This is a genomic window from Corynebacterium sp. HMSC077G07 (assembly GCF_001809225.1).
Taxonomy (GTDB): Bacteria; Actinomycetota; Actinomycetes; order Mycobacteriales; family Mycobacteriaceae; genus Corynebacterium; species Corynebacterium jeikeium_D.
Map to the genome: position 1 here is coordinate 44,399 of NZ_KV796515.1, position 23,208 is coordinate 67,606.

At 58.7% G+C, this 23,208-nt stretch carries 22 protein-coding genes; 17 read left to right on the top strand and 5 right to left on the bottom strand.

What is annotated here, in order from left to right:
* Positions 1-62 precede the first annotated feature (62 nt).
* Genes HMPREF2562_RS00190 through HMPREF2562_RS00200 form a run of 3 tightly spaced genes read left to right on the top strand, consistent with a single transcriptional unit; the run spans position 63 to position 3,235 of the window.
* Positions 63-683, top strand: coding sequence for an FxsA family protein (locus HMPREF2562_RS00190; protein ID WP_048734054.1), 621 nt, complete (start codon positions 63-65; stop codon positions 681-683).
* A 38-nt stretch (positions 684-721) separates the two neighbouring features.
* Positions 722-2,410, top strand: a complete 1,689-nt coding sequence (lnt, locus tag HMPREF2562_RS00195) for an apolipoprotein N-acyltransferase (protein WP_070549308.1) — start codon at positions 722-724, stop codon at positions 2,408-2,410.
* Positions 2,411-2,422: 12 nt separating this feature from the next.
* Positions 2,423-3,235 (top strand): polyprenol monophosphomannose synthase, encoded by an 813-nt coding sequence (locus tag HMPREF2562_RS00200; RefSeq protein WP_016422816.1) that lies wholly within the window; start codon positions 2,423-2,425, stop codon positions 3,233-3,235.
* Positions 3,236-3,519: 284 nt separating this feature from the next.
* Here the strand turns inward: HMPREF2562_RS00200 and HMPREF2562_RS00205 are convergent, their stop codons facing one another.
* Positions 3,520-3,909 (bottom strand): RNA polymerase-binding protein RbpA, encoded by a 390-nt coding sequence (locus HMPREF2562_RS00205; protein ID WP_005511311.1) that lies wholly within the window; start codon positions 3,907-3,909, stop codon positions 3,520-3,522.
* 81 nt (positions 3,910-3,990) lie between these two features.
* Between HMPREF2562_RS00205 and HMPREF2562_RS00210 the strand changes: the two genes are divergently transcribed.
* From HMPREF2562_RS00210 to HMPREF2562_RS00230, 6 genes are all read left to right on the top strand, one after another.
* On the top strand, positions 3,991-4,383 hold the full coding sequence (locus tag HMPREF2562_RS00210; RefSeq protein ID WP_224783748.1) for a hypothetical protein: 393 nt from the start codon (positions 3,991-3,993) through the stop codon (positions 4,381-4,383).
* A 17-nt stretch (positions 4,384-4,400) separates the two neighbouring features.
* Positions 4,401-5,111 (top strand): YceI family protein, encoded by a 711-nt coding sequence (locus tag HMPREF2562_RS00215; protein WP_070429697.1) that lies wholly within the window; start codon positions 4,401-4,403, stop codon positions 5,109-5,111.
* Positions 5,112-5,301: 190 nt separating this feature from the next.
* Complete coding sequence (locus HMPREF2562_RS00220; protein ID WP_049193535.1) at positions 5,302-5,520, top strand: hypothetical protein; 219 nt, start codon at positions 5,302-5,304, stop codon at positions 5,518-5,520.
* Between the two features lie 223 nt (positions 5,521-5,743).
* Positions 5,744-5,944, top strand: coding sequence for a hypothetical protein (locus HMPREF2562_RS10840; RefSeq protein WP_141744754.1), 201 nt, complete (start codon positions 5,744-5,746; stop codon positions 5,942-5,944).
* Entirely contained in the window at positions 5,941-7,377 is a 1,437-nt protein-coding gene (locus HMPREF2562_RS00225) for a hemolysin family protein (RefSeq protein ID WP_070549309.1), read from the top strand. Before HMPREF2562_RS10840 ends, HMPREF2562_RS00225 begins: the two co-directional genes overlap by 4 nt.
* 3 nt (positions 7,378-7,380) lie before the next feature.
* Positions 7,381-8,418: a hemolysin family protein gene (locus HMPREF2562_RS00230; protein ID WP_070549311.1), complete on the top strand. Its 1,038-nt coding sequence runs from the start codon at positions 7,381-7,383 to the stop codon at positions 8,416-8,418.
* Positions 8,419-8,482: 64 nt separating this feature from the next.
* On the opposite strand, the gene tpx is transcribed toward HMPREF2562_RS00230, so the two are convergent.
* Positions 8,483-8,980, bottom strand: a complete 498-nt coding sequence (gene tpx / locus HMPREF2562_RS00235) for a thiol peroxidase (protein ID WP_049193539.1) — start codon at positions 8,978-8,980, stop codon at positions 8,483-8,485.
* A gap of 174 nt (positions 8,981-9,154) precedes the next feature.
* Here tpx and HMPREF2562_RS00240 point away from each other — a divergent pair, with 174 nt between their 5' ends.
* Complete coding sequence (locus HMPREF2562_RS00240) at positions 9,155-9,439, top strand: Lrp/AsnC family transcriptional regulator (RefSeq protein ID WP_005511316.1); 285 nt, start codon at positions 9,155-9,157, stop codon at positions 9,437-9,439.
* A 38-nt stretch (positions 9,440-9,477) separates the two neighbouring features.
* On the opposite strand, the gene HMPREF2562_RS00245 is transcribed toward HMPREF2562_RS00240, so the two are convergent.
* The gene (locus tag HMPREF2562_RS00245) at positions 9,478-11,187 is read right to left on the bottom strand and encodes an FAD-binding dehydrogenase (RefSeq protein WP_070546159.1); all 1,710 of its coding nucleotides are present in this window, start codon (positions 11,185-11,187) and stop codon (positions 9,478-9,480) included.
* Between the two features lie 117 nt (positions 11,188-11,304).
* On the bottom strand, positions 11,305-12,759 hold the full coding sequence (locus tag HMPREF2562_RS00250; protein ID WP_049170499.1) for a class I SAM-dependent methyltransferase: 1,455 nt from the start codon (positions 12,757-12,759) through the stop codon (positions 11,305-11,307).
* Positions 12,760-12,946: 187 nt separating this feature from the next.
* Between HMPREF2562_RS00250 and HMPREF2562_RS00255 the strand changes: the two genes are divergently transcribed.
* Positions 12,947-14,368, top strand: coding sequence for an NAD(P)/FAD-dependent oxidoreductase (locus HMPREF2562_RS00255; RefSeq protein WP_070549312.1), 1,422 nt, complete (start codon positions 12,947-12,949; stop codon positions 14,366-14,368).
* Positions 14,369-14,460: 92 nt separating this feature from the next.
* Here the strand turns inward: HMPREF2562_RS00255 and HMPREF2562_RS00260 are convergent, their stop codons facing one another.
* Positions 14,461-15,024 (bottom strand): PaaI family thioesterase, encoded by a 564-nt coding sequence (locus HMPREF2562_RS00260; RefSeq protein WP_224433479.1) that lies wholly within the window; start codon positions 15,022-15,024, stop codon positions 14,461-14,463.
* A gap of 105 nt (positions 15,025-15,129) precedes the next feature.
* On the opposite strand from HMPREF2562_RS00260, the gene gndA reads away from it, so the two are divergent.
* The 6 genes from gndA to HMPREF2562_RS00290 all read left to right on the top strand — a co-directional run bounded on the left by gndA (position 15,130) and on the right by HMPREF2562_RS00290 (position 23,171).
* On the top strand, positions 15,130-16,581 hold the full coding sequence (gndA, locus tag HMPREF2562_RS00265) for an NADP-dependent phosphogluconate dehydrogenase (RefSeq protein ID WP_070429693.1): 1,452 nt from the start codon (positions 15,130-15,132) through the stop codon (positions 16,579-16,581).
* Between the two features lie 47 nt (positions 16,582-16,628).
* A complete protein-coding gene (locus HMPREF2562_RS00270) occupies positions 16,629-18,242 on the top strand; it encodes a bifunctional hydroxymethylpyrimidine kinase/phosphomethylpyrimidine kinase (RefSeq protein WP_070549314.1) in 1,614 nt (537 codons plus the stop codon).
* Between the two features lie 80 nt (positions 18,243-18,322).
* Positions 18,323-19,657 (top strand): DEAD/DEAH box helicase, encoded by a 1,335-nt coding sequence (locus HMPREF2562_RS00275; protein ID WP_241482410.1) that lies wholly within the window; start codon positions 18,323-18,325, stop codon positions 19,655-19,657.
* Positions 19,658-19,660: 3 nt separating this feature from the next.
* Positions 19,661-21,046, top strand: a complete 1,386-nt coding sequence (locus tag HMPREF2562_RS00280; RefSeq protein WP_016422831.1) for a hemolysin family protein — start codon at positions 19,661-19,663, stop codon at positions 21,044-21,046.
* Positions 21,043-22,257, top strand: coding sequence for a hemolysin family protein (locus HMPREF2562_RS00285; protein WP_049170482.1), 1,215 nt, complete (start codon positions 21,043-21,045; stop codon positions 22,255-22,257). Before HMPREF2562_RS00280 ends, HMPREF2562_RS00285 begins: the two co-directional genes overlap by 4 nt.
* Entirely contained in the window at positions 22,254-23,171 is a 918-nt protein-coding gene (locus tag HMPREF2562_RS00290; protein WP_049170479.1) for a hypothetical protein, read from the top strand. The genes HMPREF2562_RS00285 and HMPREF2562_RS00290 overlap by 4 nt, the downstream gene beginning before the upstream one ends.
* Positions 23,172-23,208 lie beyond the last annotated feature (37 nt).

Consider the following 23,208-nt stretch of genomic DNA (forward strand, 5'->3'; position numbering starts at 1 on the left):
TCGTCTAACCGGCCGATAGCCGTAACCACTTGCTCATCTAGTGGCGGTTACACTGGGGAACTATGAGCAAGTGGTTCACAATTATTTACCTCATCGCCGAGATTGCGGCCTTTATCGCACTTGGTGAATGGATTGGCTATGGCTGGACCGTCCTGCTGGTTCTGGGTCTATTCATTCTGGGATTGGTTTTCGCCGCCATCGAGTTCAAGCGCATCTACCAGAAGTTGCTGCTGGATACTTCTCGTACTCTTACTGAGTACGGACAGAAGCATCCGGAGGAGGCAATCAAGCGCTCGGCAAAGGGCGCGGGACACTTTGTGGCTGACTCGGCAATCCTGTTGGTTGGCTCTTGGCTGATTGCCCTGCCGGGCGTCGTCTCCACGGTTGTTGGTTTCCTCATGGTGCTACCGCCGACTCGCTGGCTGATTCGTAAGAGCGGATCGGTGGCGCTGCTCAACGGACTCCGCAACTTCAGTGACCGCAGCATGATGGTGGTCTCTCAGTACGGCATGAACCCGGGTGCTCCAGGAACTGGCGCTGGTGCTGGCGGTTTTTCGGGTTTCCCTGGATTCTCTGGTGGTTTCCCGGGTGCGGATGGCAAGGCCTTCCCACAGGATAAAATCGTCCCACCGGCACCGGACAACGCCTGGGATGATGACCAGGACGACAGCGACAAGCGCTAACTCAAAAACTCGCAAACGTAGAGAGTTCTCTTATACAAGTGCACACTAACCGCCAAGCGCGCTCCAGCGAGCACGGGAACGTCGCTCAGAAAGACGCTTCGAAAGACATTCTGGAGAATCCGAATCGCTGGCAGGCGCGCTTTCGCGCGCTTACCCCACTAAAGCAGCGCCTCGTTCTCGCCTTCATTGCAATCCTCGCTGGTGGATTGCAGTTCTTAAGCTATGCGCCCATGAGCTGGTGGTGGACGGCCTGGATCGGCCTCGCCCTGCTCATTTTTGCCTTCTTCTGCGCAGCCGATTGGAAATCCAGCGTAGTGGTGGGCTTCAGCTGGGCAACAGCGACGGCTCTTTTCTCACTGCCGTGGATCGGCTCCTTCGTCGGCATTGGCCCCTACGTGGCGCTCTCAATTGTGCTGGGACTGCTCGCAATTCCGGCGGCGCTTGCGATGTGGCTGATTGCCCAATCCAGTTTCCCCCTCGCGCTGAAGCTCCCTGGCATGGCCGCTGCGCTCGTGGCAGGGGAGGCGCTGCTAGCCCGCTGGCCTTTCGGAGGCTTCCCCTGGCTCCGCGTTGCCTGGGGGCAGGTCGACGGCCCGCTGGCCCCAGCAGTGGCAATCGGCAGCACTGCATTGGTCACTTTCCTCGCTGCTTGCGTTGGTGCGGGACTGGTCGCGCTCACGCTACGTTCCTATGCAACCTCCGCTGCGCTTTTGGTGGGAGCGTTATTCGTCGGCTGGGTTCTTCCTGCGTGGACCCAACCGCTGCCTGAGCCTACGGCCGCTGACAACACCCGTGTCGCGGTTATCCAGGGCAATGTTCCGCGCCTCGGTTTAGAGTTCAATGCCCAGCGCCGCGCAGTCCTGCAAAACCACGCCGATGCCACCAATGAGCTGGCCCGACGTGTCCACCAAGGTAAGGAAGAGCAGCCGGACATCGTCATCTGGCCCGAAAACTCCTCCGATGTCAGCCCGTTTACGGATGGGGAAGCGGCACGCATTATCGAAAACGCCGCGATGAATATTGGCGCTCCCATCGTGGTCGGCACCTTTACCTACACCAATGGGGTGCAAAACACCATGGTGGTCTGGGATCCGCAGACCGGCCCCGGCGACCAGCACGAGAAAATCTATCTCCAGCCCTTCGGCGAGACCATGCCATTCCGCGAACTGCTACGTCACTTTTCCGACATGGTCGCTCACGCCGGAGACATGACTCCGGGCAACGGCGATGCCGTGGTTACAACGCCAGGCACCGATGGTTTAAAGAAGGTCAATCTAGGCGTGGCCACCTGTTACGAAGTGGTCTTCGATGGCGCCTTCCGCAACGCGGTCAACCACGGCGCAACCATGCTGGCCACGCCCACAAATAACGCCACCTTCGGTTTCACCGACATGACCTACCAACAGCTGGCCATGAGCCGCATGCGAGCCATGGAGTTCCAACGCTCCACGGCCGTCGCCGCAACCAGCGGTGTGAGCGCAATTGTGGATGCGCACGGAGACGTCGTAAAGCAGAGCAAAATCTTCGAGCAGAAGGTACTCACTGAAACTCTGCCTCAGTACGCCCACCTGACTTTTGCAGCCCGCTTCGGGACGTGGATTGAAGGTCTACTGACCGCATTCGGTATTCTTTGTGTGGTTGGTGCCGTCCTGCGTCGCCGTGGCGGAGATGCCAGGGCAGGCGCAGATGAAGTTGATGGCCGGGATACTGAGCAGAACATGCACTAAGGAGAATCACGAGTGACTGCCCTAAATGAGTCGACGCTGGTTGTCATTCCCACTTTCAACGAGCGGGAAAACCTGCCGGGCGTGATTGCACGCCTGCGCGCAGCGGAGCCTCGCGTCGACATTTTGGTTGTCGATGACTCTTCACCAGACGGCACCGGTGAGCTCGCCGATGAAATCGCTGCCGCTGACAAGTCGGACAACGGCGAAGAGCACATCTACGTCCTGCACCGCGAGGGCAAGGGCGGTCTCTGGGGTGCGTACCGCGCGGGCTTCGCTTGGGGTCTCGAGCGCGACTACGAGGTTCTCTGCGAGATGGATGCCGACGGCTCCCACGCACCAGAGCAGTTCCATCTGCTGCTGGAGAAGCTCGAGGACGGTGCCGATGTCGTCATCGGTTCCCGCTACATTCCGGGCGGCAAGACCGTCAACTGGCCAATGAGCCGTCAGGTTCTCTCCCGCGGCGGCAACCTCTACATCTCGCTGGCGCTCGGCGCGGGCATCTCGGATATCACCGCTGGCTACCGTGCTTATCGACGGGAAGTTCTCGAAACCCTTGACCTCGAGAACATTGGCAAGGCTGCGTACCTGTTCCAGACCGAGCTCGCTTTTGAGGCTGTACAGGCGGGCTTCTTGGTGGAGGAGGTTCCGATCACCTTTACTGAGCGCGAGTACGGCGAGTCCAAGATGGATGGCAGCTTTGTGAAGCAGTCTCTGCTGCAGGTCACCAAGTGGGGATTCAAGCACCGCTCGCAGCAGGTAAAAAACCTGGGGTCGGAGATTGGTCGCCTGGCTGGTCACGAGTTTAAGCAGCGATTCCGCAAGTAGGGCTAGGGCAGCCCCAAAGATTGCGGCCTACCTGTGTGGAGACGGGCTGCCTGTATGAATGGGGGCTGCAAATGTGAAACTGACTTAGTTTATGACAGTTTCAGGCCATTTTTCAGGCCATTTTTGTCATAAACGCAGTCAGTAACTCGGCTCGGCCCGCCGCAGCCAGGCACCAACGAAAAATGGGTCCGAATAAGGAGCAAAACCTTATCCGGACCCGAATTTCAGTGTTTGATTGACGGCTACAAAGCTCTAAAGCTCACTAGCGCAAGCCAGCTCAAACCTTAAGCGTTCTTCTCTGCTTCTTCGGCTTCCTTCTGAGCCTTCAGCAGGCGAGCGGCGTTACGACGACGCTTGCGCAGCAAGTCAACGCGCTCATCCAGCAGCACGTCGAGCTCCTCGATGGAGCGACGCTCACGGAGCATGTCCCAGTGAGTCCTCGGCGGCTTCACCGGCTTGGCTTCAGTGCCTTCGCCTTCAACCAGCTCACCAATTTGGCCATTCTTGCACAGCCATTCACCTGGAATTTCCGCGTCATCCGCGAATGGGACCTCGAAGATCTCACCGGATTCAGTGCGGTAGCGGACCATCATTCGCGGCGCGAGGTCATGATCGCGATCGGTCTCATACGAAACGGCGCCCATGCGACTGCCACGAAGAACTCGATCTGCCATGTGGAACGTGCCCCCTTTGGTAGAAATACTAGACCACACATTATAACGCCTTAATCTGTATTCATGCCATAATTGACTTCTGTGTCAGATCAAAAGCCGAGCACAACTACCGCCAATTGCCAGTGGTGTGGCCGCGAAATGGAGGTCGCTATCCGCGGTCGCCGTCGCAAGTTCTGCAGCCAAGCCTGCCGGCAGCGTGCGTACGAAAAACGCACTGGCGTAGCAAAAGGCGCTTCCAGGCCGATTGCCGAGCGAATCAATTCGGATCTCACGCTAAAGACCGCCACCGATGCCACGAGCAGGCCGGCGGGCGATGACGTCGTAAAGCGAATAGGGGACGGGCTCTTCGAAGTACGTTGTCTCGCCGAAGACTTGCGCACCGCGCTTGACGACGGCATGGAGACTGCCGTCCTGCAGGAGATTACGCAGGAATTGATTATGAAAACGCGCGAGGTGGAACGGTTTATCCCATAGCGGATTAAAAGGATAGGATGAGCACTATGAATTCTGGTGTCCGTAAGTCAATTATTACTTTGATAGCCGTTGCAGTTGTTGCGCTCGCAATTGTTATTGTGGGGCCAGTTTTGTATCGCGTTTTCACGCATGAAGGGGTGCGTACAGAGGATTTCGAGGCCACGGAGCTGCCTGCAGCAACAACTGATGCGAATGGCACCTGGAAGATTATCGGTGGCGATAACTCACAGAACACCTCCGTTGGTTTTACTTTTAACGAGGTACTGCCGGGCAGCAGGCGGACGACGTCCGGTTCCACTCACGATGTCACCGGTGAGCTGAAGGTTGCTGACAACAATCTTGAGGACGCATCCGTTGTTGTTGATATGGCAACTCTGACTAGCGATATTGAACGTCGTGACATCAATGTCCGCAACAATATTTTCAGCGTTGAGCAGTACCCAGAAGCTAAGTTTGAGCTTGCAGAACCACTCGATATTTCGAGCATTCCAGATAACGGCCAGTGGGCGAATATCGAGATTCCGGGACGCCTGACCATCCGCGGTGTCACCAATGATGTCACCGTACCAATGAAGGCCGCTCGTACCGAAAACTTGGTTTTGTTGTCGGGCTCTTTGCCAATCAACCGCCTGGATTACAACGTGCGCCTGCCACAGTTTGTAGCTGCATCCATCGAGGAGAACGGCGAACTCAATCTGCGCATTGTCGCAGAGAAGCAGGACGCGTAGGACGCGTAGGTTTCGCGGCTGGCAGACACAGCCATCTAAAGAGAATCGCAGTAGCGCTAATCCAAAGAGGCTTATAGCCAGCGAAAATACACCTCGATTCGTCACTGTGACGCAATAAAGCCATTTAGTCACACACCACAGAAGTCCTGCCAAAAACAATTTTGGTAGGCCAGTTGGGAGTCACAACGATATGAACACCTACGAAGCAATGCTGCTCGCACGAAAGGTGCGAATGGTACTACTGATTATCTTCATTGCATTCGTGGCCTACAAGGGCGCGTGGTGGCTCGTGGCTGTCGGCATACTCCTGATTGGCATGACGCTGTGGCAGAACAAGCGGCTGCGGGAAGAGATTGCCGTCCGCAACGCGGATGAGCTTGCAGCGAACGCCAAGGACAATGAGCAATAATCCCGACGGCATAGATCAAGCGCCAAGATAGAACACGGCAGCAGAAAAGCGGCGGCGGAAAAAGCGGCAGCCCTGGAAATTCAGAAAACCCCAGGGCCAACCACTTTCATTATTTGTCCGATAATATACATTATGACATTTTGCCCTTAGGATCCCGTCCTCCCCATTACCGCCGATGCGCCATTACCGTCAGGTCTAAGGAATTTTTAGTAAGATTTCTCGCATGCCTGAACTCTCAGACACATCCAGCAGCTCAGACAGACCCAATGCGTCCGACACATCAGATAGCTCTGGCTCGTCCGACGACCCAGAGCCTCGCGCCAACGTTGACGGGCTCTCTGTAGCCGCAGTAAGCGCAATCACCGCAGCAACCGCCGCAGCATCCCCAGCGAACGCAGCGAACACTTCAGGTGATGCCGCGTGATTGTATCCGCACTCATCGTCTTAGCGGTCTTTCTATTCCTCGTTTTCGCCAACGCAATTTTCGTTGCTGTCGAGTTTTCCTACCTCACGGTTAACAGGAACGATGTCAAGAAGGCCGCAAACGCCGGCTCAAAGTCCGCATACTTAGTAGACCGTGCTCTATCACGCACCTCTACTAACCTCTCCGGCGCACAGCTGGGAATTACGGTCACCAGCCTCGTCGCTGGTTTCCTGACCGGTCCTTCCCTCGGCGTCCTCCTCGAAGCCGCATTTGGTGGCACTAGCATCTCTCCCGCCACCGTCACTGCAATCAGCACTACGGGCGCTTTCATTATCGCGACCTTCACTCAAATGGTCTTTGGCGAACTCGTCCCCAAAAACTGGGCCATCGCCGAGCCCACTAAAGTCGCAAACCTCGTGGTCAGGCCACAGAATGCCTTCATGTTCGCATTCGGCTGGCTGGTCTGGCTACTCAACAGCGCGGCTAATTGGGTGCTCAAACGGCTCGGCTTCTCCCCTGAGGAAGAGGTCGCCAGTGCCAGGACCGCGGAGGAACTCCGTGCCGTCGTCACGCGCTCTAGCGATGAAGGAAAGATTAACCCGCAGACCGCCGAGTTGGTGGCACGATCGATTGAGTTCGGCGAGCGCACGGCGGCTGATGTGATGACGCCACGCACGCAGATTATCTTTATCGAAAATCAGAGCGTCGCAGAGATGCTGACGGTCGTCGCAGATTCTGGACATGCACGCTTCCCCGTCGTCGGCAACAGCGTCGACGACATTCGCGGCGTGGTGCATTACACCGACCTGCTCAGCGTGCCACACGCACAACGCTTGACGACGTCGGCTGCGAGCCTGGCCAAAGATGTACTCGTGGTAAACGACTCGACCACACTTGATCCGCTGATGCGTCAACTGCGTGAGGATGCATACCAGTTCGCAGTGGTTGTCGATGAGTACGGCGGCACGGACGGCATTGTGACGTTGGAGGATCTCGTCGAGGAAATCGTCGGTGAAATTGACGATGAACAAGACGATCGTTCGTTGCTCTACAGCCGGATTAGCCCCAATACGGTGATTGTTTCCGGTCTCATGCGCCCTGATGAGTTGGGAGAGATCCTAAACCTGGTCCTGCCGGAGGGCGAAGAATCCGACACTATTGGTGGATTTATCACCGAACGCTTGGATCGCATGCCTCGCTTCGGCGACACGATTACGGTCGAAGCCACCGACCACGAAAACCTCGATGAGGAGAACTTGCCTACCACCGCTGAAGTTGCTTTTCGAGTCGAGCGCATGGCGCGTCACCGCGTTGGCCGTATTCGTGTCCAGGTGGACCTCGCCGGCAACAAGGTCACGCGCACGGATGAAGGCGCTGACCAGGACGGCACCAGTCACAACCACGTCGAGCACAACAGCGAAAAGGAGGGCTAGAACATGCCACTACTTACTCTTATTTTGCTGTTGGCCCTCAATGCCTGGTTTGTCGCCGCTGAATTTGCGATGGTCTCGGCTCGCCGCGATCAAATTGAACCGGATGCCGTCAGCGGCTCTACCAGCGCAAAGTACGCGCTGCGCGGTATCGAAAACGTGTCGGTCTCCCTGGCGGCAACACAGCTGGGCATTACCGCCTGTTCCCTGCTCATCGGTGCCGTCGGCGAGCCTGCGATTGCGCACTTCTTCGAGCCCTACATGACAGCGCTGGGACTCCCCGCGGGCACCGCCCACGTGGTTGCGCTGGCGTTGGCGCTGCTGATTGTCACTTTCTTACACATGGTTGTCGGCGAAATGGTGCCGAAGAACATCGCTATTGCGGCCCCCAGCCCGACGGCGAAGTTCGTGGCTATTCCGCTGTATGTGATTGTGCGGGTGCTCAATCCGGTTATCTGGGCGATGAATACGACCGCGAACATCGTGGTTCGCAAGATTCTTCGCGCCACTCCGAAGGACGAGGTCGATTCCTCCTTCACCGCTAGTCAGGTGCAGGATTTCGTCGCCGAGTCCGGGCGTCAGGGCCTTCTCGACAATGACGAGCTCGCGCTCCTCCACAAAGCTCTCGGCTTCGAGCATCTCACCGCCGCGGATGTCACTATGCAACTCGACACCCTCGTTACCATTGGCCCCGACGCCACCGTCGCCGACATCGAAGAGCTCAGCGCACGCACGCGCTTTTCCCGCTTCCCCATCACCGATGCCGATGGCAGCTTCATCGGCTACCTTCATGTCAAGGATTTGCTCTCGCTTGACGACGGTCACCGCGACCGACCCTTCCCGCGGAATCTGATTCGCACCTTCGCAAGCGTCAGCCCGGATGCCAAGCTCCAGACGGTCATGCGGCTGATGCAGCGCGAGCAGGCTCACTTTGCCTTGGTGACGGAGGAAAATAGTACTTCGGAGAACTCTGTCAACGGAATCGTTGCGCTGGAGGACGTACTAGAAGAGCTCGTCGGCGAAGTCCGCCAGGCAACAGCCTAGCGCGTGCGCCGACGAGCCCCGTCGATTCCAGCTGGTTACTTGCTGCTGAAAGCTTGTTAGCTAATTACTTCAGTGCAGCCAGTGCGGAGTCGTAGTCCGGCTCCGTGGTGATCTCATCGACCAGCTGGTTGTAAATGACCTTGCCCTCTTCGTCAGTGACGACTACGGCACGAGCAAGCAGGCCAGCGAGCGGGCCATCCTGCTGGACAACACCGAAGGCTTCGCCGAAGCCGTGGCGGAAGTCCGAGGCAACCTCAACGTTGTCCAGGCCTTCTGCAGCGCAGAAGCGGCCGAGAGCGAACGGCAGGTCACGCGAAACATTAACCACGACGGTGTTGTCCAGCCCAGCAGCGTCCTCGTTGAAGTGACGCACCGAAGCTGCACAAACACCGGTGTCTACCGACGGGAAGATGTTGTAGACGACCTTCTTACCAGCGAAGGTCTCATTGGTGACCTCGGCGAGGTCACCACCGGTGAGGGTAAACTCCGGAGCCTTGTTGCCCACCTGGGGCAGGTCTCCGGAAAGCTGGACTGGGTTGGACTGAAATGCGGTTTGTGTCATAGCGCCCTTTTTACCGCCTTTCGTCCGGATCCTCCAGGCTGTTTCCTGGAAATCAGTAGAATCGTGACAGAAATGAAATTCCGGGCCGCAGTATCTTGAGCAATCTTTCGTACCTTGCGGTCCGGGCCACGCTATTCAGCGGGCCCCACGTTTAAACTCCGAGGAAAGGCAGCCATGAGTTTGATTACCGCAATTGTGTCCATCGATGTCGAAGCTGACAAGATTCCGGAGGCCGCCGAGACCATCGTCGAGATCGACGGCGTGACTGAGGTCTACTCCGTTACTGGTGACTGGGACTTGGTCGTCGTGGTGCGCGCAACTAATCACGATGATTTGGCGGAAATCATTCCAAATCTCATCAGCAAGGTCGACGGTGTTATTCGCACTCAGACTCAGCTGGCTTTCCGCACCTACTCTCAGCACGACCTGGAAAGTGCATTCTCCATCGGGCTGGAGTAGCCGCGGATTCTTCCACCGAGCCGTGCGGTATGCGGGAGCTACTTAACCACTTCCGCCATCGCGCGGCCTGCCTGGCGGCCACTGAAAATACAGCCGCCCAGGAATGTACCTTCCAGCGCGTTGTTGCCGTGAACGCCACCGCCACCGAAGCCAGAGGCCTCGCCTGCAGCGTAGAGCCCCTCAAAAGGTGTTCCGTCCGGGTGCAAGCACTGGCCGTCGAGGGTGGTCTCGATGCCACCGAGCGTCTTGCGGGTCAGCATGCGCAGACGAATAGCAATCAGTGGGCCGTTCTTCGGATCCAAAATCGGTGATGGCGGCACGGAGCGGATGATCTTGTCCCCGAGGAAGTTCCGGGCCACGTTGACGTAATTGACCTGGTAGTCCTTGGAGAAGGGATTACCGGTCTGCATATCGCGCTGACGAATCTGCTCCTCGAGCTTCTCCAGGTCAATCTTCGGCGCTGCGGCTCCGGACTCCCCGCCCGAGCTCGCCTCCACAATCTCGTTCATCCCCTCGACCAGCTTTGGCAGATTGTCGGCAACCACCCAGTCTTCGCCGTTGTCCATGAACGCCTGAATAGGTGCGGCAACACCAGAGGTCACCTTGCCAATCAGCTTCTTGATCTCCTTGTCGGTCAGATCCGGATTCTGTTCTGAGCCAGAGAAAATAAACTCCTTGCCCACGATGTTCTTATTCAGCACAAACCAGGAATACGAGTGTCCGGTGGCCAGAATGTGCTTCATCGTGCCGACAGTATCGGCGCCCGGAATATATGGCGCTGGCAGGCGGCTTCCTTCTGCGTCAAACCACATGGCCGACGGCCCCGGGATGATACGGATACCGTGATTCGGCCACACGGGATTCCAGTTCTTCATGCCCTCGGTGTAATGCCACATGCGGTCACGGTTGACGAGGTTTGCGCCGGCCTGCTCTGCAATCTCGATACCACGGCCGTCAACATGCTCTGGCACACCGCAGACCATGTCCTTCGGCATCTCGCCCAGGCGCTCGGTCGGCCAGCACTTACGCACGGCTTCCAGGTTGCCGCCAACACCGCCCGTCGCAATGCACACGGCCGACCCGCGGATCTCAAAGTCCTCCCCTGTTTCCTCGCGTGACGACGCCACTCCTCGCTCTAAAGATTCACAGGGAACCAGAATCTTGCCACGCACGCCGACGGCGCGGCCATCTTCGACAATCAACTCGTCAACGCGGTGGCGATGGCAGTATTCCACCAGCCCCTTCTTCGCAGCTTCAGCGACCGGCTCTGCGAATACGCGGACGATTTCGGGGCCTGTGCCCCAGGTGAGGTGGAATCGGGGTACCGAGTTGCCGTGACCGTCGGCACGCCCTTCACCGCGCTCAGCCCACCCGACGACAGGCAGGAACTTCACGCCGAGATTGCGGAGGTAGTCACGCTTCTCCCCTGCCGCGAAGTTCAGGTAGGCCTTGGCCCACTTGCGTCCCCAGTTGTCTTCCTCGCGGTCGAACTGCGCGGAGTTGAACCAGTCAGCTTCAGCGAGCTCGCGGTTGTCCTTGACTCCCAGGCGGCGCTGCTCTGGCGAGTCGACGAGAAAGATTCCTCCCAGCGACCAGAAAGCCTGTCCGCCGAGGTTGTTGGCATTCTCCTGATCGACAAGGATGACCTTCTTGCCGGCCTGCGTGGCCTCATACGTCGCGACCAATCCGGCAAGTCCGGCGCCGACGACAACAATGTCTGCAGTACGTGTGGTGCTCTGTGCGTTCATAGTTTCGTTTTTAGACCCTAAACATCACCTTTGAGGTGGTTTTGCCTAAAAACGTGATTTATTTTTACAGGCATTATTTATCTGGCGAATTTCCAACGCGCCCGGAGCCGCCCACTGCTAGTGAGGCCTGCGTGGCGCATGCACGAGCTCGACCTGTACGAGCGTGACTTTCTCTGCGCGCACGAGCGCTTCAAACAGCGACAGATAGTAATTCCACATCCTCCGGAACACTCTGTCGTAGCCGATACCAGCGGCTTCGCGCGCATGCGCCGCAAAGAAATCTCGCTGGAGCTGCAAGGTCGTCGCGAAGTGCGCCGGAATGTACTCTTCCGCCGCGATGCGCAGGCCGGTTTCCCGGTCCACCATCTTGCGCAGCTCTTCCATGGTGAAAAGCTGCAGCTGCGGCCACACATAAGCGCGTACGAGGTCCAAGCTGCGCTCGGCGAGCGCATCGAATTTGTCCGTCGCTACCACCATTTGGACGACGATGGTGCCGCGGTCGACAAGCAGACGCTCGGCGCTCTTCAGCCAGCGCAGCGCACCTGCACGACCGAAGGTCTCCAGACGCCCGACGTTGATAACCGCCTCGAAGTCGGACTCGAATTCGCGTGGCGACGGAATGTTGCGATCCATCTGGATCACATCGACCGCGCCGCGCAATCCGGCTTTTTCCACCCGTTCCAGCACCGTTTCGGTGTGGTCATCAGAGACGGTAATAACCTCCGCGCCCGCTCCTCTTTCTGCAGCCCGAAGGGAAATTTCTCCGCCTGCCGACGGCCATTCGGCGACACGGTCTCCGGCCCGGACTCGAGCAAGATCGAGGATGTGCTCAATATTGCGCACCTGGGCATGCAGAAAATCGGCACGCGCGACGGATTTCGGGGCATCGACATAAGTCACGTCAACTGACCAGTGCGAGGGAACCCCACCCTTGCCAGCACCACGGGCATAGTTTTGAATCTGTTCCCGCGACGAGGTTCGCACTCCGGAGGCGAACAGGCCGGAACCGCCCATCAGCAATTCGCCGGAATAGAGCTCGAGCAATGAGGTCGGCAACTCTCCCGCCATATCTGGCCCATCGAGACGCGGACGTGAACGCGCGACTTTCATCAGACCACGTGCCAGCGGCCCCAACGAAGCAATATCAAGCTCGGCGCTGAGCAGTCGGCTGAGAAGCTCTGGCAAATCATCACTGGACCATTCGCCCGCGAGATAGGCCTCCCCCAATCCGAGCCATTCTGAATCAGCTAGTCGAGAATAGAAAACAGGATCAATGACGCTGAAAACGACTGGACGAAACGATTCAGAACTAGTGGGAGATTCACTGCCGCCGCTAGAGCTGGCACCACCGACTCCGTCGATAGCCAAATCGGCGTCACCCGTCGACCGAGTAATGAAAGACTCCCCGACAAACTCACCGGATTCAACCAGTTCAATGCCGTTATCCTGGCAGAGTCGCTCAAAAGAGCGTTCCATCATTTCGGCACGTTTCGCTAGAAAACGCCCCTCTGGAATACGCGCAACCCGAGGCCATCGCTCTGCGTCAATTGCCTGCCGGCTTGCCGAATTCACCCTGCCCGAACCTCCTAACAATCGCGCCGCATAAAGGTACGAATAACGAACTGAGTTTGCTCTCGCAGCCTACCGCGCAGGGACCCAGAATAGGCGGTGGCGCACCGAGAGGATTACTATTGTGGCTTGCCGGCTAAAAGCCGAATCTAAAACTTCGAGAACTTTCAAGTCTGTGAGGAGAAAATACATGACCGAGACTCCGTACCGCCCGCACTCCGGACGCCCGCACGTGGTCGTCATCGGTTCGGGTTTCGGTGGCTTGTTCGCGGCGAAGAAGTTGCAGGGCGCCGAGGTCGACGTCACTCTCATCGACCGCACTAACCACCACCTGTTCCAGCCACTGCTCTACCAGGTAGCAACGGGCATCCTGTCCTCGGGCGAAATCGCTCCGTCCACTCGTACGATCTTCGACGGTGTTCAGAACGTTCGTGTTGTCAAGGGCGATGTCACCGACATCGACGTCGAAAAGCAGGTTGTGACTTCGGAACTGGGTCACCAGACTTCCAAGTGGGAATACGATCACCTCCTGGTTGCCGCTGGCGCTGGCCAGTCCTACTTCGGCAATGATCACTTTGCCGAGTTTGCTCCGGGCATGAAGAACATCGACGACGCACTCGAAATCCGTGCCCGCATCATCGGCGCGTTTGAGCGCGCCGAGCTGACCAACGATCCGGCTGAGCGCGAGCGCCTGCTGACCTTCGTTGTTGTCGGCGCTGGTCCGACTGGTGTTGAGCTTGCTGGCCAGCTGGCCGAGCTGGCTAACCGCACCCTCGCATCGTCCTACCGCAGCTACAACCCGCACGCTGCACGCGTCGTCCTGCTCGACGGCGCACCACAGGTTCTGCCGCCGTTTGGCAAGCGTCTGGGCCGCAAGGCTCAGAAGTCCCTGGAGAAGATGGGCGTCATCGTCAAGCTGGGCGCGATGGTGACTGACGTCAATGAAGAGGGAGTCACCTACAAGAACATGAAGGATGGAACCGAGGAGTTCATCCCGTCGTTCTGCAAGATTTGGTCCGCCGGCGTGTCCGCTTCCCCGCTGGGCAAGATGATTGCCGAGCAGACTGGCGCCGAGACCGACCGCGCTGGCCGTGTCGTTGTCAACGAGGACATGACAGCTGGTGGCTACAAGAACGTCTACGTCGTGGGCGACATGTCCAACCGCGAGAACCTGCCGGGTGTTGCTCAGGTTGCTATTCAGGGTGGCGAGTACGTCGCCGCCAACATTGCAGCTGAGGCCGACGGCCGCGATGTCGCAGAGCGTCAGCCGTTCGAGTACTTCGATAAGGGCTCCATGGCAACCGTCTCCCGCTTCTCCGCAGTGGTGAAGATGGGCAAGGTTGAGGTTACCGGCTTCATCGGCTGGATTCTGTGGCTGGCCGTCCACCTGATGTTCCTGGTGGGCTTCCGCAACCGCCTCGTCTCCTGCGTCAGCTGGGGCCTGAACGTCCTGGATCGCAACCGTTGGCAGATGGTTTCCACCCGCCAGCAGATGTACGCACGCAACGCCATCGACCGCCTGGCCGAGTTCAACAAGGACAAGGCTGAGCAGGATCTGCCGCTGGAGGTTCGCGACACTCGCCGCGAGCACCGCGCAAAAAGGAACAAGTAGTTAACTTGCAGGTGGCCAGATTAGAAAACAGCTAATCACGACAAGCCACCTGCGAGCTTCCTACCAGGCCCGTTACCACCTATAACGATTTGCTACAGCGGCTTGTCGAGTACCGCAATTCGTAGGTTGGTGCGGGCCAACAGTTTTTCATCTGCCTTGCGGGTGTGCTCAATGCGCCACAGTTGCATGGTGCGCCCCAGGTACTCTGGCTCCGCCGTGGTAACGATTACCTCGCCAGCCCGGGCGGAGCGGTAGAAATCGGTGTTATTGTTCACACCGACGACCGGCTTCTTCGCACCGCAGGCAACGAAACCAGCAATAGAGCCAGCAGTCTCACCTAGCGAGCAATAAACACCGCCATTGGCTAGGCCCCACGGTTGCAGGTGGTCGGGCCCGACCTCGAGCTCCATCTGAATTCGCTCCGGCCCGACATGGACAAACTTCGTGCCCAGCAAGGTATCTAGACCGCCGATTCCGTTATCGCCCAAGGTGCTGTTAAAAACAGCCAGCTCCTCATCGCTCAGCGCTTCCTGGCTAGCCTTCGTCGCCAGTGTCATATAATCGCGCAGCGCCTTCCTCTTCGCCTGCTCGGCGACGGAAGCTGCAGAGTTAGAGTCCTGTGAACTGCCATTATTCGCAATAGTCTCGTCAGTCATGCCAAACATTGTGCCAGCGCACGCCATCACTCGTGGCAGTTTCAACGTTAAAAGCAGTAACAATTTCTGAGTCCCAGATACAACGAACCCCGGCCAGGCTTTAAGATGGTGGGCATGACCGATAACAATGAACTCGCACAAATTGGTGTCGTCGGGCTCGCCGTCATGGGCTCGAATATCGCACGCAACTTCGCCCACAAGGGACACACCGTTGCCGTGTACAACCGCAGTCCGGAGAAAACTCGCACCCTCATCGCTGAACACGGTGATGAAGGCTCATTCATCCCGTCCGAGACCATTGAAGAGTTCGTCGCTTCGCTGGAGCGCCCGCGTCGCGCTCTGATCATGGTTCAGGCAGGTGCCGCTACTGATGCGGTCATCGATCAGCTTGCCGACGTGATGGAGCCCGGCGACATCATCATTGATGGCGGTAACTCTCTTTACACGGACACCATCCGTCGCGAGAAGGCTATTCGCGCCCGTGGCCTGCACTACGTTGGCACTGGTATTTCCGGTGGTGAAGAAGGTGCTCTGACTGGCCCATCCATTATGCCGGGTGGAACGAAGGAGTCCTACGAGTCCCTCGGCCCGCTGCTGGAGTCCATCTCCGCTCACGTTGATGGCGTTCCGTGCTGTACTCACATTTCTTCCGATGGCGCTGGCCACTTTGTAAAGATGGTCCACAACGGCATCGAGTATGCGGATATGCAGGTCATTGGCGAGGCCTACCACCTGCTGCGTGAGGCCGCTGGCCTCACCCCTGCCGAGATTGCAGATATCTTCCGCGAGTGGAATAAGGGCGACCTGGACTCCTACCTGGTCGAGATTACCGCTGAGGTTCTCTCTCAGGCCGATGAGAAGACAGGCAAGCCGCTGGTGGATGTCATCGTTGATGCTGCTGGCCAGAAGGGCACCGGCCGTTGGACGGTCAAGGCCGCTTTGGACTTGGGCATTCCAGTAACTGGTATTGGCGAGGCCGTGTTCGCTCGCGCCCTGTCGTCTTCCCTTGCTCAGCGTGAGGCTGCCCGCAACCTGCCGTCGGGAAGCCTGGCTAAGGCACCGGAAGATCGCGATGCTTTTGTGGAGCGCGTCCGTAAGGCGCTCTACGCTTCCAAGATCGTTGCCTACTCGCAGGGCTTCGATGAGATTAACGCTGGTGCCAAGGAGTACGGCTGGGAGATTGACCGCGGTGCGCTGGCGACCATCTGGCGTGGTGGCTGCATCATCCGCGCACAGTTCCTGAACCGCATCAAGGAAGCGTACGACCGCAATCCGGAGCTGCCGGCGCTGGTACTCGACGAGTACTTCCGTGACCAGGTCACCGAGTGCCTCGACGCGTGGCGCGACGTTGTCGTCACTGCAGCACAGATGGGTATCCCGGCTCCGGTGTTCTCCTCTTCGCTGGCTTACTACGACGGCCTGCGTGCGGAGCGTCTGCCGGCAGCACTGGTTCAGGGGCAGCGTGACTACTTCGGTGCGCACACTTACCAGCGTGTTGACCGCGAGGGTGCTTTCCACACCCTCTGGTCTGGCGACCGCTCCGAGGTTGAAGCGTAGTCTTGAAGTCTGTCGCTTCACGCTCTTGAAGTTAAAAGGGGTCTGAGATGCCATTTCCCAAGAAGGCAAAGCCTGATTTTGTGCCACGAGTTCTTTCCATCGCCGGCACAGACCCAACAGGTGGCGCTGGGCTCCATGCCGATTTAAAATCAATCGCCGCCGCCGGTGGTTATGGCATGGGCGTGGTCACCGCTTTGGTATCTCAGAACACCGTGGGCGTTCGTGCCGTCCACACCCCACCTGTTGGCTTCCTCGTCGAGCAGCTGGCTGCTGTAACTGAGGATGTCACCATCGACGCGGTGAAGATTGGCATGTTGGGTTCACGCGAACTCACGCAGGCCGTCACCAACTGGGTTCGGGAGACCAAGCCAGCCGTGGTTGTTCTCGATCCGGTTATGGTCGCCACCTCTGGCGACCGTCTGCTTGACGAAGATGCCATGGACGCAATGCGCGACTTGGTCGCGGAAGCCACCGTCATCACGCCGAATGTTCCCGAACTGGCATTGCTTGCCGACGCCCCGGAGGCCAGCGACTTCACTGAGCTGATTGAACAGGCACTGGAGTTCGCGAGCAAAAACGATGTCATCGTGATTGCAAAGACTGGTCACTTAAGTGATGAGGAAGCCGGCAATGCCGTGGCCTTCCCCGATGGCCAGGTTTTCTTCAGCTCTTCTCCCCGCATTCACACTGAGAACACCCATGGCACGGGTTGTTCGCTGTCCGCTGCTCTAGCCACACGGATTGGTGGGGGCTCAGCGATCAACGACGCCCTGCGCTGGACTACGCGCTGGCTCAGCGAGTCCATTCGTTTCGCGGATAACCTCAACGTCGGCCAGGGGCACGGCCCCATTGACCACGGCCACAGGGCTCGTCGCCTGGAAAAGGTCGCGCTTCGCCGAATGCAACCAGTGCATCTGAACTCCAGTTTTTACCCGGAGGCCGTCGAAGGCACTGATACTGAGCAGCCGCCGAAGGAGCTGGAATCTTTCTTCGGCCACTCACTCCAGATTGCTCCGGCTGGTCCTTTTACTTCCCAGCTGTGGCGGGACATCGAGGACATCGTTGCCGAGATTGGCGGAATGTTCAGCGTCCCCACGATGCTCCGCGGCGACCTTTCCTCGGACGAAACCAACTTCTTCGTAGCGCAAGAGGCCTGGTACTTGCACCAAGTTTTCCCAGTCCTGTCGCATCTGGCAACCAAAGCACCCTGCCCGAAGGAACAGGTTCTGTGGTCGTCACTCGCACAGGAAGCCCTGGTGCGTGCGTTGGAATTGAGCAATAACGGGCTGGAAGAGACTTCTTCGGCGCTCGAGGACATCGAGCCGACAACCATCACACAGCTTTTGCTGGACGTGCATTCTTCCTGTAGCGCTTTCAACCCATATCGGGTCGCCGTAACCAGTATCGTCGCCGAAATGTGGATTGCAACCGAGCTGACTCTGCAAGGAGAATCGCTGGTTGATGAGGATTCCGCGATCGCGAACTGGGTGGAGGTGTATTCCGACCCCGAGTATGTTGACAGTGTTCAGCAGGCTCTCGAGGTCCTTGAAGAGAATATGTCTACGGCCAGCGATGCGGAGCTCAAATCTATCCGCAACATCTTCCGTCGAGCCGCCATTCTCGAGCGCGAGGCCTATGCGCAACCGGGTCGCGGTTGGTAAATGTCATGGGACGGTAGTTTTCCAGTTCACCGGACGTGCCTATTGCATGGCTGTCCGGGGATAGCGGTATTCTAACAAGCATGCCCCCTCCTGCTGAGTCCAGTGATTTCAGACAGTTGGGCACGCCGGAAGCGATTGTGAGTATTCTGCGTGCCCAGCACATAACTTCGCCTACTGCCGTGCAGGTGGCGACTTTGCCAGATGCTTTCGCTGGCAAGGACGTTCTTGCGCAGGCCCCTACAGGCTCGGGCAAAACGCTCGCATTCGGCATTCCGCTGGTCGCGTTACTCAATAACGCCTCTCCAGCGCTTCCCGGTTACCCGCGCGCGCTAATTATTTCGCCAACGCGCGAACTCGCAGATCAGATTGCTGATGTCCTGGCTGACATCGGTGCCGCTGCAGGTCTGCGTGTCTTGAGCTTGGTCGGCGGTGATTCCGTGGCCAAGCAGCAGACTCTGCTCGCGGCACCAGTCGATATCGCTGTGGTCACACCGGGTCGCGCACACGATTTGCGCCGCCGCGGTCTACTCAGCCTTGAGCACGTCCTCGCTGTCGTCGTCGACGAAGCGGACATGCTCGCTGACATGGGCTTTCTGCCCGATGTTCTGGGCCTGGTCCGTGCGTGCCCGAAGTCGGCACAGCGCATGGTCTTTTCCGCCACGATTAACGACGACGCCGCGGGGCTTATTCGCGATCGTCGCGCAAGTAGCACTGAAGTTGCGAAGCACAAGGTCACTGCCTCCCGGTTGACCATGCGCAATATGCGGCATCTGTTACTTCGGGTGGAGGACAACAACGAAGCCGACGAAGTGGTCGCCTGGATTGCCTCCCGCAAGGATCAGTGCGTCATCTTCGCCAACTCTAAGGCGCGTGTCGTGCAGCTGGCTAAGTTTCTACAGTTCTATGACATCAAGTTAGGTTTCCTCCACGGCGATCGCGGCCAGGCAACTCGTCGCGCAGTCCTCAAGGCCTTTGCCGACGGTGAAATCAACGTCCTCGTCACCACGGATGTGGCCGCTCGTGGCATTGATATCGATGCTCTTGACTTGGTTGTGCACGCGGATCCGCCAAGGGATTCCGCGACGTATATTCACCGCTCGGGTCGGACGGCTCGTGCAGGTGCTTCCGGCACGGTAGCGATGATTGTGCGTGACCGCCAGGTTGATCAGGCCCGCGAACTGCTGTCAGGGGCCGGCGTTGAAGCTGAAGAGCTGCGTGCCGCTCCGGGACTGCCGCGATTTGTCAAGGAACTGGGCGCACGACGTCCGCGCCGGGCTCGTCAAGATCAGAGCCAATCGGCAGGCGGTGCTAGTGGTGCCGGTTACCGCGGGCGCGGCGGTCCGTCGGCAAGCGGAAAGAATCGTGCTGGCGGTCGCGTACACCGCCCCAAGCGAGGGAAAAAGAAGAAGAGATAATCAGTGGATATTGTTCTCAATATTGTCGCGGTTGTCGGATTTATCGCGCTAACCGCTGGCACCGGTCTCTTTGTGGCGTTTGAATTCGCGCTGACGGGACTGGAGCGGTCTACGATTGACGCCGACCGCGCCCGTTCAGCGGATGCGCCTGCTGAGGCCGTTCACAAGGCGCATAATCGACTGTCCTTCCACCTCTCCGGTGCACAGCTGGGCATTACGTTGACCACGCTGGCAACTGGTTTCCTCGCGGAACCGGTGCTGGCGCAGTACTTCACGCCGATGTTGCATTGGATGGGGCTCAGCGAGTCTGCAGCGGGACCGACCGCACTGATTCTTGCGCTCATTGTGGCCACGATGTTGTCGATGGTCTACGGCGAATTGGTGCCAAAGAATGTCGCGATTACAGAGCCGTTGGCAGTAGCGCGAGTTACGGCTCGTCCGGTGATGGCGTTTAACTGGGTGTTCCATTACTTCATCCATTCGCTGAATGCTACGGCGAACTGGCTGGTGCGCAAGCTCGGTATTGAACCGGCGGATGAGTTGGCTTCGGCGCGTTCCCCGCAGGAGCTGGAAGCACTGGTGCGCAATTCTGCGGAGCAGGGGGCATTGGATGAGTCGAAGGCCGCTGTGCTCGAGTCGTCGTTACGCTTTGGCGAAACGACGGCGGAGGACCTAATGACGCCGCGGTCGACGATTACCTCCCTCGATGTCGATGACACGGCGCTGGACCTGCTGGCTGTCGCTATCGAATCGGGGCATTCCCGCTTCCCCATTACTGACGGAGACCTCGATGCCACTGTCGGTGTTGTCCACGTCAAGGACGCATTTGCGGTGCCTGCGGCGAAGCGTTCAACCACCACCATGCGGGAGATTGCACGGCCTGTGCCGACGCTGCCGCAGTCGCTGGACGGCGATGCCGTGCTGGAGGCCGTGCGTTCGGCCGGTTCGCAGATTGCGCTGGTCGCGGACGAGTACGGCGGCATCGCCGGCATTGTCACCATCGAGGATGTCGTCGAGGAAATTCTTGGCGAGGTCTGGGATGAGTACGACGACAAGGAGTCCGAGCAGGAAGTCAAACGCGCGATCGAAGGCTGGAACTGCTCTGGCCTTGTGCGTACCGACGAGCTGCCGACCAAGGTCGGATACTTCGCCCCAGAAGGTAGCTTCGAAACGCTCGGTGGATTGATTATGTTTGCGCTCGGTCGCATCCCGGAGGTCGGTGACGTCGTCCTGCTGCCAGAGACCGAACGCGACTTCATGGACGAGTTCGAATCGGGTATCGCCGGACGCTGGTACGCCCGCATTCTGGCGATGGATGACCGCCGCGTGGACCGTGCAATTTTGATTCCTGTGACCAACGAACGCGCTAAGGAGATGTTCAACCTATGAGTGACTGGTTTGGAATCCTCCTGACTTTCTTCTTGTTGTTGGTCAACGCGTTTTTCGTGGGCGCGGAGTTCTCACTTATTGCTGCGCGCCGTGACCGTTTGGAAGCGCTGCTGGCTCAGGGAAAGAAGCGCGCACGCACAGTTATCAATGCTTCTGAGCACCTGTCGATGATGCTCGCCGCCGCACAGCTGGGCATCACCATTGCCTCGCTACTGCTGGGTAAGGTCTCTGAGCCGGCGCTGGCACATCTGCTGGAAGCTCCCTTCCAGGCGATGGGTATTCCGGAGTCGCTGCTGCACCCGCTGAGCTTTGCCATCGCATTGATGCTGGTGTCAGTGCTGCACATCATGCTCGGTGAGATGGTGCCGAAGAATATCGCGCTGGCAGGACCGGAAACGATGGCCATGCTGCTCATTCCGGTTCATATGGTCTTCTACCGCCTGACCAAGCCGCTGTTGCTGCTGTTTAACTGGATGGCTCGCCATACGCTGAAGCTGTTCGGCATTGAGCAGCGCGATGAGCTCGACACCACTGTTGATTCCACTGAGTTGGCATCGATGATTGCGGAGTCTCGTCAAGAGGGGCTCCTTGACAGCGAGGAGCACGTCCGCCTTCGTCGCACACTGGCTTCGGCCACGCGCACCATTGAGGAGGTACTGATTCCGCACGAGCAGATTCGGCGCCTCCCCACCGCACCGACTGTCGGCGATCTAGAGACGGCGGTCACCGAAACTGGCTTCTCCCGGTTCCCCGTCGCTGCGGCCAACAATGAACCCAACGAGTACCGCGGCTATGTTCACGTGAAAGATGTCCTCGACCGCGTCATGGATCCTGCCTCCGGCCCAGAGACAGCCATCCCCGATGACGAGATTCGCCCGATGATCGAGATTCCGATCGATGCCACGCTGGATGAGGGATTGCGCATCATGCGCCGCTACAGCGCCCACATGGCAGTGGCTGTACGCGCTCGCATGCCAAAGCCGCACCTGCGCGCAAACGCCCCGGCAAGCATCGCTCCGAAGACCGGTGCTTTCTCCGGCGCGGAGCAGATCGGCATCGTGGCTCTGGAGGACCTCATCGAGGAGCAGGTCGGTGTCGTGCGCGACTGGACCCACGAGGTCTCCCCGCGTCGCAGCGGTGCGCCAAAGCAGCACTCGGCCGTGAACCAGCCCCGGACCCGACCAGGCAGCACGCAGGGACGCCAGCAGTGACGCCTACGCCCGATTCGTCTTTCGATTGGCGTGAAGCCAAAGCAAGGCATATCGCCCGCGTCGATGTCCTGACCCGCGACCACCTGTCCCGTCGCAGTCGCGGCCAGCGCCACCCGGTCTGGGACTTCATCTTCGAGTACTACCCCGTTAAGCCCGGCCAGCTCCGCCGCTGGTCACCGGGCATCGGCGTAGATCTTCCCGGTGCGACAGCCAAGGACATCAGTCACCTGAAGTTCTTTACCCTCGACACGGACGACACTACCGATAGCCCTGCCCGCAAGGACCCCACCGATACCGCCTCTGGGACGGCGCGCATGGATGTTTCGGCGTACGTCGATAAGCGAGGTACGACGGTGGGGTACATCGGCAATCTGTTGCGTTCGACGCGCGCGAATCCGGCGCACTTTGACTGCTTTGGTCTGCATGAATGGGCGATGGTGTATCGCCAGCCCGAGCATCGTCATCCGGAGCCACTGCGGCTGGGTCAGGCAGGCACGGACGAGGTCGTCGAGGCCCACACGGTTCGATGTACGCACTTCGATGCCTTCCGTTTCTTCACGCCCGACGCCGTGCCGCTCAACGAGTTTGCACCGACGCGCGAGACGCAGCCGCACTGTGAGCAGATGGGTTGTCTGCACGCCAACATGGACTTGTATAAATGGGCGACCAAGCTCGGCGAGGCGGTCCCCGGCGACCTGTGGCTGGATACTTTCGAGCTCGCGTGCAGTGCCCGTGAGTTGGATATGCGCGCCGCTCCCTACGATCTGCGGGATTGGGGTTTTGCGCCTATTCGCATCGAAACTCCCGAAGGCAAGGCCGAGTACGTCCGCCGCCAGCGTGAGCTCAGCGCGCGTGCCGATGTTCTGCGCGGCCGTCTTCTCGAAGTGGTAGATGTCGCATTGTCCACGCAGTAAAGTTGGCAGGAGTTACGTGCGCGTTTGTGCTTTACGA

What these genes read in the sequence shown, in the direction of transcription:
- HMPREF2562_RS00270 (WP_070549314.1), top strand. Translation starts at nt 16,629, where the DNA reads ATGCCATTTCCCAAGAAGGCAAAGCCTGATTTTGTGCCACGAGTTCTT.
- tpx (WP_049193539.1), bottom strand. Translation starts at nt 8,980, where the DNA reads ATGACACAAACCGCATTTCAGTCCAACCCAGTCCAGCTTTCCGGAGAC.
- HMPREF2562_RS00260 (WP_224433479.1), bottom strand. Translation starts at nt 15,024, where the DNA reads ATGACTGACGAGACTATTGCGAATAATGGCAGTTCACAGGACTCTAAC.
- HMPREF2562_RS00285 (WP_049170482.1), top strand. Translation starts at nt 21,043, where the DNA reads ATGAGTGACTGGTTTGGAATCCTCCTGACTTTCTTCTTGTTGTTGGTC.
- HMPREF2562_RS00245 (WP_070546159.1), bottom strand. Translation starts at nt 11,187, where the DNA reads ATGAACGCACAGAGCACCACACGTACTGCAGACATTGTTGTCGTCGGC.
- HMPREF2562_RS00255 (WP_070549312.1), top strand. Translation starts at nt 12,947, where the DNA reads ATGACCGAGACTCCGTACCGCCCGCACTCCGGACGCCCGCACGTGGTC.
- HMPREF2562_RS00190 (WP_048734054.1), top strand. Translation starts at nt 63, where the DNA reads ATGAGCAAGTGGTTCACAATTATTTACCTCATCGCCGAGATTGCGGCC.
- HMPREF2562_RS00230 (WP_070549311.1), top strand. Translation starts at nt 7,381, where the DNA reads ATGCCACTACTTACTCTTATTTTGCTGTTGGCCCTCAATGCCTGGTTT.
- HMPREF2562_RS00220 (WP_049193535.1), top strand. Translation starts at nt 5,302, where the DNA reads ATGAACACCTACGAAGCAATGCTGCTCGCACGAAAGGTGCGAATGGTA.
- HMPREF2562_RS00205 (WP_005511311.1), bottom strand. Translation starts at nt 3,909, where the DNA reads ATGGCAGATCGAGTTCTTCGTGGCAGTCGCATGGGCGCCGTTTCGTAT.
- gndA (WP_070429693.1), top strand. Translation starts at nt 15,130, where the DNA reads ATGGTGGGCATGACCGATAACAATGAACTCGCACAAATTGGTGTCGTC.
- HMPREF2562_RS00215 (WP_070429697.1), top strand. Translation starts at nt 4,401, where the DNA reads ATGAGCACTATGAATTCTGGTGTCCGTAAGTCAATTATTACTTTGATA.
- HMPREF2562_RS10840 (WP_141744754.1), top strand. Translation starts at nt 5,744, where the DNA reads ATGCCTGAACTCTCAGACACATCCAGCAGCTCAGACAGACCCAATGCG.
- HMPREF2562_RS00240 (WP_005511316.1), top strand. Translation starts at nt 9,155, where the DNA reads ATGAGTTTGATTACCGCAATTGTGTCCATCGATGTCGAAGCTGACAAG.
- HMPREF2562_RS00275 (WP_241482410.1), top strand. Translation starts at nt 18,323, where the DNA reads ATGCCCCCTCCTGCTGAGTCCAGTGATTTCAGACAGTTGGGCACGCCG.